The following is a 17,438-nucleotide window of genomic DNA, read 5'->3' on the forward strand; positions in this document are numbered from 1 at the left end:
ACTCAGTCCTCGAAGCGCGCCTCGAGCAGCCGTTCGACGTACTTCGCGAGCACGTCGACCTCGAGGTGGACCGGGTCGCCGGGCTCTTTTTCCGAGAGCGTGGTCAGCCGGTAGGTCGTCGGGATGATCGCGACGGTCACCCGGCCGCGCTCGGTATCCAGCTCGGCGACGGTCAGGCTGATGCCGTCGAGCGTGATCGAGCCCTTCTCGACGACGTAGCGGCCATACCCCTCGGGGAGTTCGAACTCGAAGAACCAGTCTTCGTCCACGGCCTCGATGTCCGTGACGGTCGCGACCGCGTCGACGTGGCCCTGCACGACGTGGCCGTCGAAGCGGCCGTCGGCCGGCATCGCCCGCTCGACGTTGACCGCGTCGCCCGTCTCGAGGTCGCCCAGATAAGTCCGGTCGACGGTCTCACTCGCCAGGAAGACCTCGAACCACTCGCCTTCCGCGTACCGCTCGACGGTGAGACACGCACCGCTGACGCTGATGCTCTGGCCGTGTTCGAGCCCCGTCGCGACCTCGTCGGCGCCGATCCGCAGCCGGAGGCCGTCGTCGGTCCGCTCTCGAGCGACGATCTCGCCGATCTCCTCGACGATCCCCGTGAACATACCTACAGGTGGCGGGCGACGGGGGAAAGCCGTTCCGGGTCGAGTCTAGGTGTCGACCGCGAACGACTCGTCGTAGGCCGCGGTGTGAACTCCGGTGAATTCGAAGCGCGCGCCGCCGCTCTCGCTCTCGCCCACGTCGACCTCCCATCCGTGGGCCTGTGCGATCTCGAGGACGATGTTCAGCCCCAGTCCCGTCCCGGTTTCGTCAGTCGTCCACCCCGGCTCGAGCACGTGATCGCGTTCGCCGGGCGGAATGCCGGGGCCGTCGTCGGCGACGTAGAAGCCGTCCTCGGTGACGCCGAGAGAGACGGTCACCGTCTCTCCGCCGTGTTCGACGGCGTCCCGACGAGCCTGCGAGTCAGGGCTCGTCGAACCGTGTTCGACGGCGTTGCGAAACAGGTTCTCGAACAGGTTTCGAATCCGCGTCGAGTCGGCATAGAAGAGGCCGGCGGAGTCGACGCGGAGCGACGCGCCCGCGGTCGCGACGTTGGCCCAGCACTCCTCGACGACGGCGTCGAACTCGAGAGCCTCGACCGCGTCGACCTCGTATCCGCTCCGAACCATCGTCAGCACGTCGTCGATGATCCCCGCCATCCGATCGAGCGTGTGCTCGAGTTCGTCGGCCGGTTCGGCGTCGCTCCCCTCGAGTAAGGCGTAGGCCACGTTGAGCGGGTTCCGAAGGTCGTGTGCCAGAATGCTCGCGAACTCGTCCAGTCGTTCGTTCTGGCGCTCGAGTTCGCGTTCGTGGGCGAGCCGGTTGAGCGCGATTTCGGCGTTCAGCGACAGGATCGAGGCGAGTTCGTCGTCCGACCGATCGAACGCGCCGACCGCCGGATCGACGATGCTGATGACGCCGTGGTCGCCCATCGGAAGGTAGAGCGCAGAGCGCGCGTCCCCGCGGTCGTGACCGTCGTCGAGCTCGCGAACGTCGTCGTACCGGAGGAGGTCGCCGCTCTCGTAGGCGCGACTCACCGGGCTCTCGCCGTCGATCCGGTACTCCGGTCGGCCGCCCATCGTCGCCTGGGCCCGCTCGGTGACGGCGACGGGGCACAGCCGCGGTTCGTCGTCGACGAGTCGAACGACGTTGCTCCGGTAGTCGAGAATCGTGTTGGCCGCGTCGGCGACGAGCCCTGCGATCTCCTCGCGGTCGTCCGCTCGCATCAACCGGCGCGTCGCCTCGTGGAGCGCCCGAAGCTGGCGCTCGTACTCCTTTCGGGCTGTCACGTCACGGAAGACGCCCGCGATCAGCCGTCGGTCCTGTCGGTCGAACACCTGGGCGTTGATTTCGACCGGGACCCGATCGCCGCCGCTGGTTTCGACGTAGATATCCGCCCCGTCAGGGAACTGGCTCAGAATCGCCTGATCGGTCGCGATGTGTGTCTCAAAGAGCCCCCGATAGCGGTCTCCCTCTCCCGACGGATGGAGCATCGACTGGCGCTTCCCGACGAGTTCGTCCGGATCGTAGCCCAACAGGTCCGTGACGTGTTCGTTCGCCTCGACAATCTCGCCGGTCGTCGCGTCCGCGACGACGACCGCGTCCGGAACCGCCTCGAGGATCGTCTGGTACTTCGTCCGCAGCGCCTGCTGCTCGCTGATGTCCCGAACCGCCGCCATGAACTCGAGCCCGCACTCGCTTTGGATCGGACTCAGACTGATGTCGATGGGGACGAGCGAGCCGTCCTTGCAGCGCCCCGAGAGATCGAGGTTCGCGCCCATCGGCCGCGTCTCGGGATCCTCGATGTACGCGTCTCGCTGGGCGACGTGGGCGCTCCGAGACGGTTTCGGGATGAGGATCTCGATCGGCTCGCCGACGAGTTCGTCCGGGCGGTAACCGAACAGATCCGTGACGCGCGCGTTCGCGTAGGTGATTCGGCCGTCGCCATCGACGAGGACGATCGCGTCGGGCGACGCTTCGCAGATCGCTTCGTATCGGTGTCGGCGTTGATCAGGCATGTGGTCCGGGCAGTTCGATACCGAACCACGGTGCGCAACGGGTTTCAAGCTTTGAGTAATGGATCCGTAACGTCCGTCAGAAATGAATCGGTCGCGACCGTTTCGCCGAGAAATCGGCGGTCCGCCATGGAATACAACATGATCATAGATTGATGAGATCGGCGAAGCGGGAGATCGACTCGAAGGCCTCGTCCGAGGCGGGGTCGAGACCGCCGCATCGGTCGGTCCCGTCGTCCTTTTGTCGGTACCCGCCCTATCCCAGCCCGATGGCCGGTATCATCGACACGATCAAGCTCGCGGGAACCCTCGTCCTCGCGCTCCCCGCCGGACTCGCCGGGCTCGACTTCCTGCTCCTTCGCGGGCAGACGGCCGTCGGCGTGGCACTGCTCGCGCTCGCGGTTGGGCTCGTCGCCATCCAACACTGGCTCACGCTTCCGACGGACATCCCCGAACTGTTGGCCAAACGGGTCGTCGGGACGGTCGCGAAAGAGTCCGAGACCGACCCGGACGACGACCGGTAACCAGGGCCGGCACTCGAGCCGAAGATCCGGCAGTGCCGTCGGTTCGAGTCGAACCGAAATCGAAAAGCGCGCTACTCCTCGAGCAGCGCCGCCGGCTCGAGAGACTGCGACGGGGCCGCGAGCCACTCGGGGCGTTCGCCCTCGTCGTTGACCGCGACGATGTCGGCGATCCGGAGCCAGCGATCGTCGTCGACGCGCGCGGCCACGTCGAAGCGCGCCACGGTTCCAGCCGCTACCGTGGCGCCGCCGTCGATCGGTCGCTCGCTCGGCTCGAGGCCGACGCCGGCGACCCGCGTCTCGATCGCGTCGCCGTCGCCGAAGCCGAACGAGCGAACTTCGGCCTCGAGGTCGGCCGCGACGGCGGTCACCGACTCCGGGCCGGCTGTCAGCATCGACCGCGCGGAGCGAAACGACTGGGTGACCGCGACGTGCACCCGGCGCTCCCGTCCGCCGTCGCTGTCGACCACGAGCGTCCGGACGAGACCGCCGTAGTACCCCGCCGGCTCTCGCGGTGTCACCTCGAGAACGATCGGCTCGCCGGGCCGGAGCGGAGTATCGTCGGGTTCGACGCTAGAGCGTGGGTTGACGGACGTGTTGCCGTCGGGGAACGCGCCCGCGGCGACGACGGCCGCGTCGATTTCGGTGCGCAGTTGGGCCGGCGTCAGGGGCTCGAGATCGGCGTCGCTGGCTGCTCCGCCGTCACCGGGAATCGCGAGCCGTCCGTCGACGACCGCCGCGTCGGCCAGCAACGATGCGGCCCGCCGGATGCCGGCGCTGGCGGCCCGCTGGGCGGCCGCGATGCGTTCGCGCTCGCCGCCCGTCGTCGTCGCTCGCGCCCGCTCGACGGCGTCCGTCGAGGCGAGATCGAATCCTGCGTTCTCGAGGTACAGCGCCGCGTCGTGTGGAATCCGTGCCGGCGCGAGGACGGTCCCCTCGCGGCCGCGGTCCGCGAGGGCGGCGGCGAGACGGTCGGCGGGGTGGCCATCCGACTCGTCGGCCGCCGAACGCACGAGCCACTCCCGGTCGACGCCGTCGTAGGCGATGGCGGTGGGCCCAGCCGAGGGCGTCGGCCCGTTCGCGAGCGTCGAACCGCAGTACCGAATCGCCGGATCGCGGTCGGTGCCGACGTGAACGAACGCGGTGGCTTCGTTGTCCTCGAGGGCGGCCGAGAGAACGCCAGCCGCGCGGTCGCGGCGCTCGCGGACGAGATCGCCGTCGGTATCGACGGCCCCGCTCTCGCGATCGGACCGACCGGTCACGGCGCTTCGGCTTCCGCCTCGACTCCGTCGGCGTCCGGTTCGGCGGGTTCCTGGGCCTCCTCGATCAGTTCCTCGAGCGTCGAGTCGGTCAGGTGGTTCTTGAGCAGGACGTCGATCGGCAGCGTCGGCGCGCCGTCGACGAGGTTCTCGAGCAGGAAGAGCCGCTCGCGGGCCCGCGACATGCCGACGTAGAAGACGCGGCGCTCGTTGTCGGTCAGGACGGGAACGGGCGAGGTGGTCTTGGTGAACTCCTCGCAGCCGGGAACGTCCTCGGGGTCGTCGACGGTGGCGACCATCTGCTCGACGACCTTCTCGGTGAGGTCGGTCCCGACGAAGACGTGGTCGGCCTCGCGACCCTTCGCGGAGTGGATGGTGCCGACGCGAACGCGGTCGGTGTCCATTCCCTGGTACTCGCCGATCGCGAAGTAGGATCGGACGCTCTTCTTTTGGAAGTTGGTGACCTTCCGGAGCATGTCCGATGCCGACGCGGGGCCGGGCATGAAGGGGGCGTGCTCCTCGATGACCGAAGCGGGGATCATGAGCTCCGCTAAGTCGTCGATGCCGGCTTCCTCCTGACCTTCGTCGATCTCGTCGAAGAGCGCGTCGCGCTCGTTGGTCCCGAACGCCGAGTCCTGAAGCATATCCGCGAGCCGACGGGCCTGCAAGCCGGTCACGTCCTCGCCGGCGTCGATCGCCTCGACCGCGCGGACGTACTGGGTGAGCCGGTCGGTCCACATCCGCTGGTCGGTCAGCGAGGTGAAGGGGACGCCCTCGGTGATGAACTCGTCGATGAACTGGAACATCTGGTAGCGGGCCCGGAACAACACCATAATGGTGCCGTCGCCCTCGACGAGCGTGCGCCGGACCATCCGGACCACGTCGAGCATCGAGGCGTTGGTTCGCGCTTCGACGGCACCGCCTTCCTTGCGCGGTTTGAGGTCCTTGTCCTGACGCTGGTCGATGTGACGGATCTCCTTGTTGACCGCGTTGAGAACGTTCGAGGGCAGGCGATAGGAATTCGGCAGAATGATGTCCTCGTCGACCTCCTCCTCGAGCAAGAGCGCGGGATCGGCCCCCTGCCAGGAGTAGACGACCTGATCGTCGTCGCCGGCGATCAGGACCTGCTTCATGTGCGGTTTCCACTCCTCGTAGACGTCGTACTGGAGGGTGGTGATGTCCTGAAACTCGTCGATCACCAGATAGTCGACGTTCGGCAGCAGCGAGCGCTGTTTGACGCGCTCTAACATGTCGGCGAAGCCAATCTTGCCCTGTTCGCCCTTGTAGGTGCGCCAGGCGCGGATCGCTTCCGGAACGTCGATCCGGTCGTCGTCGCTGGGCCAGGTCGGCGTGTACTTGTTGCCCTCTTGGGCGTTAGGGTCGATTTCGGGCGGGAGCCGGACCTCTTCTTCGTCCCACTGGAAGGGGACATCGTACCAGTCGGAGACGTCGCGGCTGGTCCGCTGGAGCCACTGGCTGGTCGCGATGGTCTTGTTGCCGATGGTCGTCGACCGGGCGGTCCGGCGGCCGGCACCCGAGTACTCGTCTTCGTACTCGAGGCCGTACTCCTCGCAGAACTCCTCCTTGTCGGATTCGCCGATGACATCGCTTCGAGAGAGATCGAGCAGTTCGTACGCCTTGGCGTGCATCGTACAGACGTTTCCTTGCAGTGCACGCGGGCTCTCGTCGAGGCGGTCAGCGAGCCGTTCCCGAACCTCCTGTGCTGCCGCTCGCGTGTACGAGACGACGAGAATGTCCCGGAAGGTGACGCCGTCCTGCTCGAGGATATCCTCAACGTGGTCGAGAAGGGCCGTCGTCTTGCCGCTTCCCGGGCCACCGAACAGGCGGGTGACCTTCGTGTCCGTCGTAGCCATTGTAGCTGTACAGGAGCGCGACGCCCATAAGTGACGTGGGTTTTCGTCGACAGAAACCGAGGGACTACGGATCGCGGGGAGAACGAGCTTCGCGGACGTCAGCACCGTCGCGGATCTTGTCCTGACAGTCCGGGCAGACCCGCGGGTTGTCGACACCTCGAGGCGTAAATACTCGGGCGTACGCATCGGTGACGAATCCGCCACAGTTCTGGCATTTCGGCATATGTTTTCTCAGTAAGGGATATTTGATAATACATTATAATCGTGTCGGATTGGCACTGATAAAAACGGCGGTGCGCGAGCGGTTTCGCGTGGTCGAGACGACTACTGGTTCACGAGGAAATACCGTTCCTCGCAGAGAACTGGGCGCTACGACGCCGGCTCCCACCCGCAGACGGTACAGGAACTGGCGGACGTATCGTGAAGCCCGCCGCAGTCGGGGCACTGCTTCTTGTTATACTCCTGTTCCCACCCTACTCGTTCGACCGAGTGACCGCGATCGGACAGAAATTGATCCATGACGTCGTCACCGGCATCCGTGGGTGAGGTTGCCATAGGCGTGTGAATGTGTGCCACAGTATTAAATCGTTGGGTCGATGAAGATACTGCCTCCACGTCGGACCGGGGCGGCGGTTCGCCGACGGCACCCCCGACCCGCGGACTTTTGCCGGTCTCACCCCAACGATCGCGTATGAGCGATCTTCGCCTCGACGCGACCCAACTCGACCGCTACTCGAGACACGTCATCATGGACGAGATCGGCCCGGAGGGCCAGGGGCGGCTGCTCGACGGGTCGGTGCTGATCGTCGGCGCGGGCGGGCTGGGATCGCCGGCGATCCAGTATCTGGCCGCCGCGGGCGTCGGCCGACTCGGAATCGCCGACGACGACGTCGTCGAGCGCTCGAACCTGCAGCGCCAGATCGTCCACGGGGACGCGGATGTCGGCCGGCCGAAAGTCGAGAGCGCGGCAGACTACGTCGAGCGGCTAAACCCCGACATCGACGTCGAGACCCACCAGACTCGCGTTACCGCGGACACCGTCGCGGAGCTCGTCTCGGACTACGACGCCGTCCTCGACGCCAGCGACAACTTCGCCACCCGGTACCTGCTCAACGACCACTGCGTGCTCACCGAGACGCCGCTCTCTCACGGCGCGATCTACCGCTTCGAGGGGCAGGTGACGACGTTCACGAACGAGCGCGGCGGAGAGGAGTCGCCGCCGTGTTACCGCTGTATTTTCCCCGAAGCGCCCGAGCCCGGCACCGTCCCAGACTGCGCCACGACGGGCGTCCTCGGGGTCCTCCCCGGCACCGTCGGCTGCATCCAAGCCACCGAGATTGTCAAATACCTGCTCGAGAAAGGCGAGTTGCTCGAGGGCCGCCTGCTGATGTACGACGCGATGGACATGAGCTTCGAGGAGGTGCCGATGCAGTCGAATCCGGCGTGTCCGGTCTGCGGGGACGATCCCGAGATCGAGTCCGTCAGAGACGTGGCCTACGAGGGGACCTGCGAGATCTCGGCGGACTGAGCGCAGCGGGATGCAAACTGCGCATCGCGCCGTGCGCAGACGGTCACCGAAGGAAACCAGAGCGACGGCAGTCGGCTACGGCGTACCGACGTATCGGTGTCGCCCACTCAGATAAACGAGCGCCGAGAACCAGAGAGCGATGATGAATCCGTACATCCCGTCTCCCGACGGGTTTACCGACTCCGTGAGCGTCGCCACCAGATAGACGAGCGCGTAGACGCCAAGCGGCGCGCCGACGTACGCCCAGTAGTTGGGCGTCCACTCTGGTCCTATTTCTCCGAGGGTAACCGCATCCTCGAAGAGCGCGACGGCGGCGATGACGGCGAGCGGAACCAACACGAACAGTGCCAATATGGCGAGGAGGAGTCTGGCACCGCTGTCGGGCCGGAGGCCGAAGACGTAGAGCAACACCGCCGGGGCGAGGACGCAGTACGCGGCGACCCATCGCCACCAGCCGGAAGGGTCGTCTGAATCTGCGTTCGCCCGCGAACGGACTCGGTCTCGAGCTCGATCGCTCCGGGTCACCACCCAGTCGCCGACGTAGGCACCGATCGCCCCCGACAGCGCGAACACCCCGACGCCGATCGCGACGATGACCGGAAGCAAGAGGAGGACGATCGCGGCCCCCCACGCGGACAGCGACCCTGCGAGGGCGAGCACGTCGGTAATCGCCCACAGTACCGCGGGGGCGGACCCGGCGACGCCGGCGACGACCCCTGCCCTGTGGCTCGCGGCCGGGCGCTTGCCGTAGCGATACGCCTCGAGCGGACCCACGTCGCCGTTCTCGGCCGACCGGTCGCCGTATCGAAAGCCGACGAGCAGTCCGGCGACGAGCACGGCCGTCCCCGACACCGAGCCGGGAGCGGACCGCCACGAGAGGGCGACGGTGAACGGGATCGACGCGAGTCCGAGGATGACCGCCGCTCGAAACCGCTCGTCGGTCAGGTCCGCGATGGCGTTGCGAAGCGGAGGCATCGTGTTCGTTCGCTCGCTACTATTCGCCGAGTATTGAAACTGTTTTCGATCCAACCATTCCGCATCGGGTGTCCGTTACCGGACGAAATCGACGCGACGAACGCTCGAGCGGACGACGGCTCGCAACTCCAGTGCGCCGGCGACGGCGAGACAGGAGGCAAACGCCGTCGTGCCGAGTTTCCCGCCCGCGCCGGCCAGCGCGGGGGTGACCGCCAGAAAGACGAGGCCACAGAGGAAGCCGGCACCGGCGATCTGTGCCGCGGACTCGAGGCGCTCGGCGCTCGACATCCCGACGAACGAGGCACAGAAGGCGACGAGGGCCAGCGTCGACCCCAGCGCCGGTAGGACGAGGGGGAAGACGACGCCGGCGACGACACCGACCGCCGCAGAGGCGACGACCGAACTCGCGCCAGCGCGGGTGCGAAGGCCGACCGTCGCGACCGCGGCAACGATCGCCGTCGGGACGATCGCGGAAGCGAGGCGCCACTCGAGTGCGCTCCCGGCGGCGTAGTCGGCACCCGTCAGCGCCACGGCGACGAGACAGCCACAGAGGGCGATCGTGCCGTATTTCCCGCCGACGCCGCCGAACGACTCCGCCGTCGCGACGAACGCGAGTCCCGCGATCAGTCCCGCCAGCGCGACGACCTCGAGCGACGAAACGACCGTCGGCGAAACCATCCCGACGAACGAGCCGCAGTAGACGGGGCCGTCGACCCGCGGCACGGCAAGTCCGACGGTCAGTCCGACGAGCGCGGAGGCGAGGACCGGACCGAGCCCGGCGTCGACGCTCAGCACGTACGTGCCGACGGCACCGGCCGCGACGGCCAAGGCGTCGACGGCGTCCGTTCGATCGAACCCGGATGCGTCGAACGGCGAGAGCCGGCGGCGCTCCGTCGTCGCTGCGACGGTTCCGGCGAGGACGATTCCGAGCGGAACGCTGCCCGTCCCGAACAGCGGGTTCGCCGGCGCGACAACGGCGTCGAAGAGCAACGCGGCCGGCGTCAGCAACAACGCGACGTATCCAGCGAACTGCATCCGACCGTACACGTAGCCCACTCGCCGAAGGGGACCCGAGAGGGTTACGGTTCGAACGCGTCAGCTCCGCATGAGGCCGCCGTCGATCGGCACCTCGACGCCGTTGACGAAACTCGAGCGCGGACTCGAGAGGAACGCCACCACGTCGCCGAGTTCGCGGGGTTCGCCGATGCGTTCCATCGGGATGTCGCTGGCCATCGCTTCCAGTCCGGCTTCATAATCGTCGTACGTGCCGCGCTCGACGCCAGCCTCGACGAGTTCCTCGATTCGGGCCGTCTCGATCGTCCCCGGGAGGACGGCGTTAGCCCGGATCTCGGGTGCGAACTCCCGCGAGACCGTCTTGACGAGCCCGATCACGCCCCGGCGCACCGAGTTCGACAGCAAGAGGCCGTCGACGACCTCGCGGACGGTCCGCGAGGTGATGCAGGTGATCGTCCCGTACTCGGAGTCGAGCAGGTGCTCGTAGCTCTCCTCGATCGTCCAGACGACGCTCATCACCAGCAGGTCGTAGGCCTGGTACCAGTCCTGCTCGTCAGTCTCGAGGAAGGTCGTACTCGGCGGGCCGCCCGCGGAGGTGACGACGTGATCGAGCCCACCGAAGGCGTCGACCGTCTCGCGGACGAGCTGCGAGACGTCGTCGGGATCGGTCAAATCCGCCTGCACGGCGAGGACGTCCCCCGTGCCAGCCTCGGCGAGTTCCTCGCGGGCCGACTCGAGTCGGTCTCCGTCGCGGCCACAGATCGCGACGTTCGCGCCTTCCGCTGCGAGCGCCTGCGCGCTCGCGAAGCCGAGGCCGCTCGAGGCGGCGGTCACCAGTGCCGAATTATCGACGAGATCGAAGTCCATACGGGAGCCGACGCCGTGAACGTACAAATCTCTCGGGGAGTCGGCAGCCGGTCCCGGTTACCGTGATGTCACGTGCTGGGCGACCGCGGCCGTCCGATCCGCTGTGTCCCGAACGTTGATGGGCGGGAGGCGGGTATCCAGATGGACGTGAGCATCTCAAACGACTCGCGCCGATCGAGGGCGATCGGCGCTGGAATCGGCATCGGCGTCGCGCTCGGTGCCGGGTGGGGGATCGTCATGGCCGCTCTCATGGGTGGCGACATCGGAACGGGACTTTCAGTCGGTGCGGGCGCGGGACTGGTGATCGCACTCGTCTCGGGGAGCGCGGTCTATCACACGGCGACGGCCGACTGAGCGCCACGGGCGGCTGACGGGGCAGACGCGTAGCTACCCCTCAGTCCTGATGACGAACGCGAACCATCCCCTCCGAGGTCACGCCGACGATCAGCGGCGTCGACACCTGTCGCCCCGAGACCGCGGCCCCAGCAGCGTCGCTGACGACCTTCATCAGATCCGGCGCGGTGTGGTCGACTTTGACGCCGGCCTCGTCGCAGGCGTCGTAGACCATTCCCGGCACGTCGTAGAGGTCGGTCCCGGCCGGGACGCGGACCCGAACCGGCGCGCGAAGCGCCTCCGCGAACGCGACCGTCTCGCGGGCTTTGGCGACGTTCTCACGGGCGCTGGACTCGATCGACGAGACGTTCGCCCGAGAGGTGCCCAGTTCCTGGGCGATGTCGGCCTGCGAGACGCCGCGTTCGCGCAACGCGAGGACTTGCGCCTGCCGGTAGGTCAACACGCTGGTCTCGGCCTCGAACCCGATCTCCTCGAGAAGTTCCTCGACATCGTCGATCACGGCACCCCCACCCCGACACCGCGGACTCGCACGCGCATAGTAACAGCTAGAGGTGGCGGGATCAAAGCTTCCACGGTCCCGGCACCGGTCGAGCCGGGGACGAGACCGTGGCGGGGTGTGAGAGACGTGTCGGTTAGTCGGCCGCTCAGTCGGGCCGGAGTCGGACGCGGCACCGGTCGGCGTCTCGAGGACGACGGCGCGGGCGTCAGTACTCGAGGTCCCAGCGCTCCTCGTCGGTCGCGGCGAGGTCGTCGGCGACGCCATCGGCCAGACGATACTCGCTCCCGTCGCGGACGACGGTCCCCTCGCGCTCGAGATGCTCGAGGTGGGCGTAGGACTCGCCAGGGCCGTGGAGGATGTGGATGCCCTCGAGGTCGCCGAACAGGTCGGCGCTGACCGTCCAGGTGTCACAGGGCCCTTTGCGATCGAGGGCATCGAGGACCCGCCAGGAACGCTCCTCGTGGTGGTCGATGATGTGCTGGGCGCGGTCGGCGGGGTCGTCGATCGGATCGCGGTGGCCGGGCCACGCGCGGTCGTAGTCGGCCTCGACGATCCCCCGCAGCGCGCGGAGGTACTTCTCGAGGGGGCGGTCGACGCGCACGTCAGCACCGCCGACGTTGGGCGTGTAGACCGGCAACAGCGTATCGCCGGAGAAGACCACCCGCTCGCCGTCGACGGTCGCCTCGTACATCGTGAGGCCGGCCGCGTGGCCGGGCGTGTGGACGACCTCGAGTTCGGCGTCGCCGACCGGGAACGTCGCGCCGTCTTCGAAGGCGGTGACCGTCGGCGTCTCGACGGTCGTCTCGCCGTCTGTCATCCGCTCGAGCAGGACCTCCTGTCGCTCTTCGGGCATCCCCCACTCGTCGAAGTAGCGCTTCTGTCGGTCGTGCATGGCGTCCCAGGCGTCCTCGTCGCCCTCGATCAGCGCTGCGTCGGCGGCGTGAGCGTACACCGCGGCTCCGCTCTCGGCCTGAATCTCGCCGGCCAGTCCGCAGTGATCGTGGTGCCAGTGGGTGAGAAAGATGCGGTCGATATCGTCGAACGCGAGGCCGCGATCGGAAAGCGCCGCCTCGAGTTGCTCGCGAGTCGTCTCCATCCAGTCGCCGGTATCGATCAGTACCGTCTCCGAGCCGTCCGCGAACAGGTAGGCGTTGTTATCGCCCTCGAACGCCGAGTTCGACAACGAGATGCGTTCCATGGCCCCACATCTCATGGGAAGCGAGAAAACGTTGTCTGAAGCGGAAGGTCACGACGGGCGCAAGCCGGGCGCACTGAGACGACGCGACGATCGGGCGAAACGCGGCCGAAAAACGCGGTGGCGGGGCGAACTCGAGCGCGATCGCTCCGCCGACTGTCCACTGCGAGTGCCGACTCAGGAGCCCCAGAAGTTCTCGCGGCTGCCGAGGCGCTCGCGTTCCGGGCTGCCGTCGTCGTCCGACTCGGCGTCGACCTCGGGACCGCTTTCGGCGCCCGTCTCGGCGTCGGACTCCTCGCTCTCGTCCTCGTCGGGGTCCATCGGCAGGAGCTCCAGTTCCTCTGCTCGCGCGTGATTGCTGTGAACCCGCGTGATCTTGACTCGAGCGCGAGCGTCCGGCAGGATGCCGTCGACCATCACGATGAACCCATCCTCAGTCCGGCCGACGCCGGCACCGCTTTCGTGCATGTCGACGACATCGATGACGACTTCCTCGCCGGGCTTGACCGGTTGCGTCTTGAGGTCCTCGATCGGCTGGCTGTAGTGGTTACACCACTCCTTGCCACCCCGATCGCCGTAGTGTTGACACCCCATCCCCGAGATCCGTTCGGAGAAGCTCGGACAGTCGTCAGCGAGTGGACAGTCTGCCATGCTCCGTACTACTAGCGGTGGCGTTAAACCGTTTCCGTCTTCCGTATTCCGACGCACTCGAGGGAAACGCTGGTAGCGAATGTCGGTCGAATCGACACCAGCCGTAACGCCGGTAAAATAATGGCCAAAATATGGTAACTGAACGACTTCTGTGGGACGCGGCGTTTCGAAAAGGTTTACGGTATGGACGTTGCAGTGAGACCTGATGAAAATTCTCGTTACGGTCAAAGAGGTAGCGACCGTCGAAGACGAGTTCGAAATCCAGGGTACGGAGATCGCAGACCAGTACCTCGGTGCCGATCTCAACGAATGGGACGACTACGCGATCGAAGAAGCCGTCCAACTGCAGGAAGACGGCATCGCCGACGAGGTCGTCACCGTCACGATCGGTCCCGAAGAGTGCGAACAGACCATCCGGCAGGCTCTCGCGAAAGGTGCCGACCGCGCCGTTCGCGTCTGGGACGACTCCCTTGAGGACACCAACGTGTTGGACGTCGGCGCGAAAACCGAGATCCTGAGCGCCGTCGTCGAAGCCGAGGACCCCGACCTCGTGCTCAGCGGCGTGCAGGCCGGCGACGACAGCTTCGCCGCGACCGGTGTCTCCGTCGCCGAAAACGTCGGCTACCAGTGGGGCGCCGTCGTCAACCACCTCGAGCACGACCTCGGCGACGTCGCTTCCGTCCGCCGCGAACTCGAAGGCGGCGTCGAGGAGCTGACCGAGATCGAACTGCCCGCGGTGCTGACGATCCAGACGGGGATCAACGAGCCCCGCTACGCCAGCCTCCGGGGCATCCGACAGGCCCAGCGCAAGGAACTCGATGTCCAGAGCCTCGCCGACATCGGCGTCGACGAGAGCGCTATCGAGGCCGACCTCGAGCTGACCGACATGTACGAGCCCGAAAGCGAGAGCGACGTCACCGTCTGGGAGGGCAGCGCCGAGGACACCGCATCGGAGCTCGGTGACCTGCTTCGCGACAAGGGGGTGGCACAATGAGCGACATCCTCGCAGTCGCAGACCACCGCCGCGGCGACCTGCGCGACGTGAGCTACGAGCTCGTCACCGCCGGCCGCGAGCTGGCCGACGAGACCGGCGGCGACCTCCACGTCGCGGTCATCAGCGGCACCGTCGACGAGTTCGCCGAGAAGCTCAACCGAGAGGGCGTCGACGCTATCCACACCGTTTCCCACGGCGAGGAGTTCAACCACGACGTCTACTCGCAGGCTGTCACGCAGCTCTACGACGAGCTCGCCCCGCAGTACGTGGTGACCCCCAACAGCGTCAACGGCCTCGACTACGCCCCTGCCATCGCCAACGAACTCGACCTCCCGATCGTCACCGACACGATCGGCCTCGAAGCCGACGGCGACACGCTCGTCGCCACCCGCGAGATGTACGGCGGCAAAGTCGAGACCACGAACGAACTCGAGGGTGACGCGGTCGTCACGATCCGCGGTGCCGAGTGGCCCGCCGCCGAAGGCACTGGCGATGCCGCCATCGAGGCCTTCGACGCCGACATCGACGAGGACGCCATCGGCTCGACCGTGACCGGCTTCGAGGAAGTCGGCGGCGGCGACGTCGACATCAGCGAGGCGGACCTGCTGGTCTCGATCGGCCGCGGGATCGAAGAAGAGGAGAACCTCGACCTCATCCGTGATCTCGCCGACGCGCTCGACGCGACGCTGTCCTCGTCGCGCCCGATCGTCGACAACGGCTGGCTCCCCAAGAACCGGCAGGTCGGTCAGTCCGGGAAGGTCGTCACGCCCGACGTCTACATCGCAATCGGTATCTCCGGTGCTGTCCAGCACGTCGCCGGCATGAAGGGCTCCGATACGATCGTCGCGATCAACACGGACCCCAACGCGCCGATCATGGACATCGCCGACTACGCGATCCACGACGACCTCTTCGATGTCGTCCCCGAACTCATCGAAGAGTTCCAGTAACCACACCGCGACCGAGCGACGCGAGCGAGCGGCTTTTTTCATCTGGAACTTTTTGCGCGGGTGGTGACGTGTCGGACAGGTCACCCGAGCGGAGAAGGTCGTTCTTGATCCGTTAGCTACTTTTCTACCCCATCCTAAGCGCGGGTGATGGAACTGCTGGAGCGCCGACGGGCGCTGATCGAAGAGCGTCTCGTCGAGGTGGTCGAGGGGGTCGAACCCGAGACGCTCTCCGAGGAGGTTCGCCACGTCGCGCTCTCCGGAGGGAAGCGCGTCCGGCCGATGGTGACGCTGCTGGCCTGCGAGACGGTCGGCGGCCGGGCCGAGGACGCGGTCGAGTTCGGCGTCGGGATCGAACTCGTCCACACCGCGTCGCTGGTCGTCGACGACATCATCGACCGCTCCGAACTGCGACGTGGGACGACCAGCGCCTGGACCGAGTTCGGCTACGGGCCGGCGATCATCACCAGCGACGGGCTGCTGGGCGAGGCGTTCGCACTCTTTTCGGCCGACCCGGACGCGACCCGCGTCGTCGCCGACGCGATGGTCGAACTCGGCGTCGGCGAAGCGACCGAGCTCTCGGCCGAGCCCGCAAACGAGGAGGAATACATGACGCTCGCCCGGCGCAAGACCGGCGCGCTGTTTCGCGCCGCGGCCGAACTCGGCGCGATTGCCGCCGACTCCGACCCCGTGACCGTCGACGCGCTGGGCGAGTACGCCGAACGCGTCGGCATCGCCTTCCAAATCAGAGACGATGTATTAGACGCCGTCGCCGACCCAGAGGAACTCGGCAAACCGACCGGCCACGACGCCGCCTTAGAGCGCCCGTCAGTCGTCCAGGTGACCGATCTCACGCCCGAAGAGGCAAACGCCACCGCCCGATCGGAGGCCGACCGGGCGATCGACGCCTTAGAGCGGGTCGAGGTCGCCGACGCCGAGGCCCGACGCTACCTGCTCGAGTTGGCTGAGTTCGTCGTCGAGCGCGAGCGGTAGGCCGTTTCAGACGCGCTCGGCCCCTCGCGTTCCGTCTTCTCGCTCTCCGTCGGAGAACCTGGATTCCGCGACGGCGAAGGTGAGCGTGCTAACGATACCCAGCAGCGTCCCCGCCGTCAGCGCCGCCGCGAGGTAGGTGATGCCGACTTCGTCTAAGAAAAAGGCGCTCACCGCGTGGAGAACGACCGCGATCGAGAGCACGTAGAACGGCGCATTGAGGTAGCGCCACTCGAGCGAGCCGGCGATGTACTCGTCGGTGATCTGACCGAGGCTGGTCGTGAGGCCGGCGGCGGCGAACCAGTGGATCGAGCCGTAGACCAGGGCGGCGAGCATGACCGGAACCTCGACGTCGCCGACGGTCGATCGCTGGACTGCCTCGAGGTAGTCGAAGCCGCTGACGCCACCGAGGACGAACAGAGTGGCGGCAACGACGTACGCGAGCAGGGTCGTCCGCCCGGCGTACAACGAGCGACGACCGCGTTCGACGGCCGCGTCCAGCCGGTCGCCGAGGCCGAGTCCGCGCGAGATGAGATAGAAGCCGAGCAACGCCGATGTCGTCCCGAGGACGAGTCCCGGCATGTTCAACACGGTACCGATCAGGGCGAGCGGATAGATCAACAGGAGGATCCCAAGCGGAATGAGCACCGTGCCGCGCGTTTCGGGGTCGTCCAGCACCTGCTTGATCGTGTAGTACATCGACTCCAGGTTCTGGGCCTGTCGGACGACGACCCGCCGAACGCCGTCGATCGGGACCCGCGACCGGATGATCGGAATGACCGACTCGTCCTGTGCGCCGTCGGTGACGACCAGTGCGGTAACGTCCTCCGCGGTCGAGAGGCTCGCGAGGACGGTGTCGACTTCGTCGCCGACCTCGCGGTTGGCGCTGACGTCACCCTCGTCGTTGCCGGTGACGACGGCGACCTCGACGCTTTCCTCGCGGTCGGCGAGGTCGTCGTAGATGTGCAGTCCTTGAAAAATGACGTTCAGATCCGAGTCCTCCGGGTCCGCGGTCGCGAGGGCGACGGCCGCCTCCTCGACGGGGGCGCGACCGATGACCGGCGTGGAGAAGCCGGTCTTCCGGCCGAGGTCGTCGTCGAGGTCGACACAGAGGACCAGCAGCATCGGTCGAACGTTCGACCGCAGGGTATTTCCATCTTCTGGGGGAGAACAACGCCGCCAACGCCCTCGAGAGCGCCGAGGAAGAAC

Annotated in this window: 19 protein-coding genes; 6 read left to right on the forward strand and 13 right to left on the reverse strand. The window is 66.9% G+C overall.

Annotated elements, in window-relative coordinates; genetic code table 11:
- Positions 1–2: 2 nt before the first annotated feature.
- Both NKH51_RS13105 and NKH51_RS13110 read right to left on the reverse strand, forming a co-directional pair.
- A complete protein-coding gene (locus NKH51_RS13105; RefSeq protein ID WP_254762135.1) occupies positions 3–611 on the reverse strand; it encodes a riboflavin synthase in 609 nt (202 codons plus the stop codon).
- Positions 612–656: 45 nt separating this feature from the next.
- Positions 657–2,564, reverse strand: coding sequence for a sensor histidine kinase (locus NKH51_RS13110; protein ID WP_254762136.1), 1,908 nt, complete (start codon positions 2,562–2,564; stop codon positions 657–659).
- Between the two features lie 266 nt (positions 2,565–2,830).
- On the opposite strand from NKH51_RS13110, the gene NKH51_RS13115 reads away from it, so the two are divergent.
- On the forward strand, positions 2,831–3,085 hold the full coding sequence (locus NKH51_RS13115; RefSeq protein ID WP_254762137.1) for a DUF7533 family protein: 255 nt from the start codon (positions 2,831–2,833) through the stop codon (positions 3,083–3,085).
- A gap of 71 nt (positions 3,086–3,156) precedes the next feature.
- Here NKH51_RS13115 and NKH51_RS13120 read toward each other — a convergent pair whose 3' ends face one another.
- The 4 genes from NKH51_RS13120 to NKH51_RS13130 form a co-directional block, all read right to left on the reverse strand.
- Positions 3,157–4,344 carry a M24 family metallopeptidase gene (locus NKH51_RS13120; RefSeq protein ID WP_254762138.1) on the reverse strand — a complete coding sequence of 396 codons (1,188 nt, stop codon included), beginning with the start codon at positions 4,342–4,344 and terminating at the stop codon, positions 3,157–3,159.
- Positions 4,341–6,215, reverse strand: a complete 1,875-nt coding sequence (locus tag NKH51_RS13125; protein WP_254762139.1) for a UvrD-helicase domain-containing protein — start codon at positions 6,213–6,215, stop codon at positions 4,341–4,343. Before NKH51_RS13125 ends, NKH51_RS13120 begins: the two co-directional genes overlap by 4 nt.
- 64 nt (positions 6,216–6,279) lie before the next feature.
- The gene (locus tag NKH51_RS18940) at positions 6,280–6,438 is read right to left on the reverse strand and encodes a DUF7563 family protein (RefSeq protein ID WP_425606672.1); all 159 of its coding nucleotides are present in this window, start codon (positions 6,436–6,438) and stop codon (positions 6,280–6,282) included.
- A gap of 146 nt (positions 6,439–6,584) precedes the next feature.
- Positions 6,585–6,770: an HVO_0416 family zinc finger protein gene (locus tag NKH51_RS13130; RefSeq protein WP_254762140.1), complete on the reverse strand. Its 186-nt coding sequence runs from the start codon at positions 6,768–6,770 to the stop codon at positions 6,585–6,587.
- A 136-nt stretch (positions 6,771–6,906) separates the two neighbouring features.
- Between NKH51_RS13130 and ubaA the strand changes: the two genes are divergently transcribed.
- Positions 6,907–7,743 (forward strand): SAMP-activating enzyme E1, encoded by an 837-nt coding sequence (ubaA, locus tag NKH51_RS13135; protein WP_254762141.1) that lies wholly within the window; start codon positions 6,907–6,909, stop codon positions 7,741–7,743.
- A 75-nt stretch (positions 7,744–7,818) separates the two neighbouring features.
- Here ubaA and NKH51_RS13140 read toward each other — a convergent pair whose 3' ends face one another.
- The 3 genes from NKH51_RS13140 to NKH51_RS13150 form a co-directional block, all read right to left on the reverse strand.
- The gene (locus tag NKH51_RS13140) at positions 7,819–8,718 is read right to left on the reverse strand and encodes a DUF5518 domain-containing protein (protein ID WP_254762142.1); all 900 of its coding nucleotides are present in this window, start codon (positions 8,716–8,718) and stop codon (positions 7,819–7,821) included.
- A 75-nt stretch (positions 8,719–8,793) separates the two neighbouring features.
- Positions 8,794–9,765 carry a hypothetical protein gene (locus NKH51_RS13145; protein WP_254762143.1) on the reverse strand — a complete coding sequence of 324 codons (972 nt, stop codon included), beginning with the start codon at positions 9,763–9,765 and terminating at the stop codon, positions 8,794–8,796.
- Between the two features lie 48 nt (positions 9,766–9,813).
- A complete protein-coding gene (locus NKH51_RS13150) occupies positions 9,814–10,599 on the reverse strand; it encodes an SDR family oxidoreductase (protein ID WP_254762144.1) in 786 nt (261 codons plus the stop codon).
- 141 nt (positions 10,600–10,740) lie between these two features.
- On the opposite strand from NKH51_RS13150, the gene NKH51_RS13155 reads away from it, so the two are divergent.
- Positions 10,741–10,953, forward strand: coding sequence for a hypothetical protein (locus NKH51_RS13155; protein ID WP_425606673.1), 213 nt, complete (start codon positions 10,741–10,743; stop codon positions 10,951–10,953).
- 40 nt (positions 10,954–10,993) lie between these two features.
- On the opposite strand, the gene NKH51_RS13160 is transcribed toward NKH51_RS13155, so the two are convergent.
- From NKH51_RS13160 to NKH51_RS13170, 3 genes are all read right to left on the reverse strand, one after another.
- On the reverse strand, positions 10,994–11,452 hold the full coding sequence (locus tag NKH51_RS13160; protein ID WP_254762146.1) for a Tfx family DNA-binding protein: 459 nt from the start codon (positions 11,450–11,452) through the stop codon (positions 10,994–10,996).
- Positions 11,453–11,657: 205 nt separating this feature from the next.
- Entirely contained in the window at positions 11,658–12,650 is a 993-nt protein-coding gene (locus NKH51_RS13165; RefSeq protein ID WP_254762147.1) for an MBL fold metallo-hydrolase, read from the reverse strand.
- A gap of 174 nt (positions 12,651–12,824) precedes the next feature.
- Entirely contained in the window at positions 12,825–13,298 is a 474-nt protein-coding gene (locus NKH51_RS13170) for a TRAM domain-containing protein (protein ID WP_254762148.1), read from the reverse strand.
- Between the two features lie 205 nt (positions 13,299–13,503).
- Here NKH51_RS13170 and NKH51_RS13175 point away from each other — a divergent pair, with 205 nt between their 5' ends.
- From NKH51_RS13175 to NKH51_RS13185, 3 genes are all read left to right on the forward strand, one after another.
- Positions 13,504–14,292 (forward strand): electron transfer flavoprotein subunit beta/FixA family protein, encoded by a 789-nt coding sequence (locus NKH51_RS13175; RefSeq protein ID WP_254762149.1) that lies wholly within the window; start codon positions 13,504–13,506, stop codon positions 14,290–14,292.
- Complete coding sequence (locus NKH51_RS13180) at positions 14,289–15,242, forward strand: electron transfer flavoprotein subunit alpha/FixB family protein (protein WP_254762150.1); 954 nt, start codon at positions 14,289–14,291, stop codon at positions 15,240–15,242. Before NKH51_RS13175 ends, NKH51_RS13180 begins: the two co-directional genes overlap by 4 nt.
- 147 nt (positions 15,243–15,389) lie before the next feature.
- Positions 15,390–16,232: a polyprenyl synthetase family protein gene (locus tag NKH51_RS13185; protein ID WP_254762151.1), complete on the forward strand. Its 843-nt coding sequence runs from the start codon at positions 15,390–15,392 to the stop codon at positions 16,230–16,232.
- 6 nt (positions 16,233–16,238) lie between these two features.
- Here the strand turns inward: NKH51_RS13185 and NKH51_RS13190 are convergent, their stop codons facing one another.
- Positions 16,239–17,354: a DUF373 family protein gene (locus NKH51_RS13190; protein ID WP_254762152.1), complete on the reverse strand. Its 1,116-nt coding sequence runs from the start codon at positions 17,352–17,354 to the stop codon at positions 16,239–16,241.
- Positions 17,355–17,438: the final 84 nt, after the last annotated feature.

Source organism: Natrinema marinum (assembly GCF_024296685.1).
Taxonomy (GTDB): Archaea; Halobacteriota; Halobacteria; order Halobacteriales; family Natrialbaceae; genus Natrinema; species Natrinema marinum.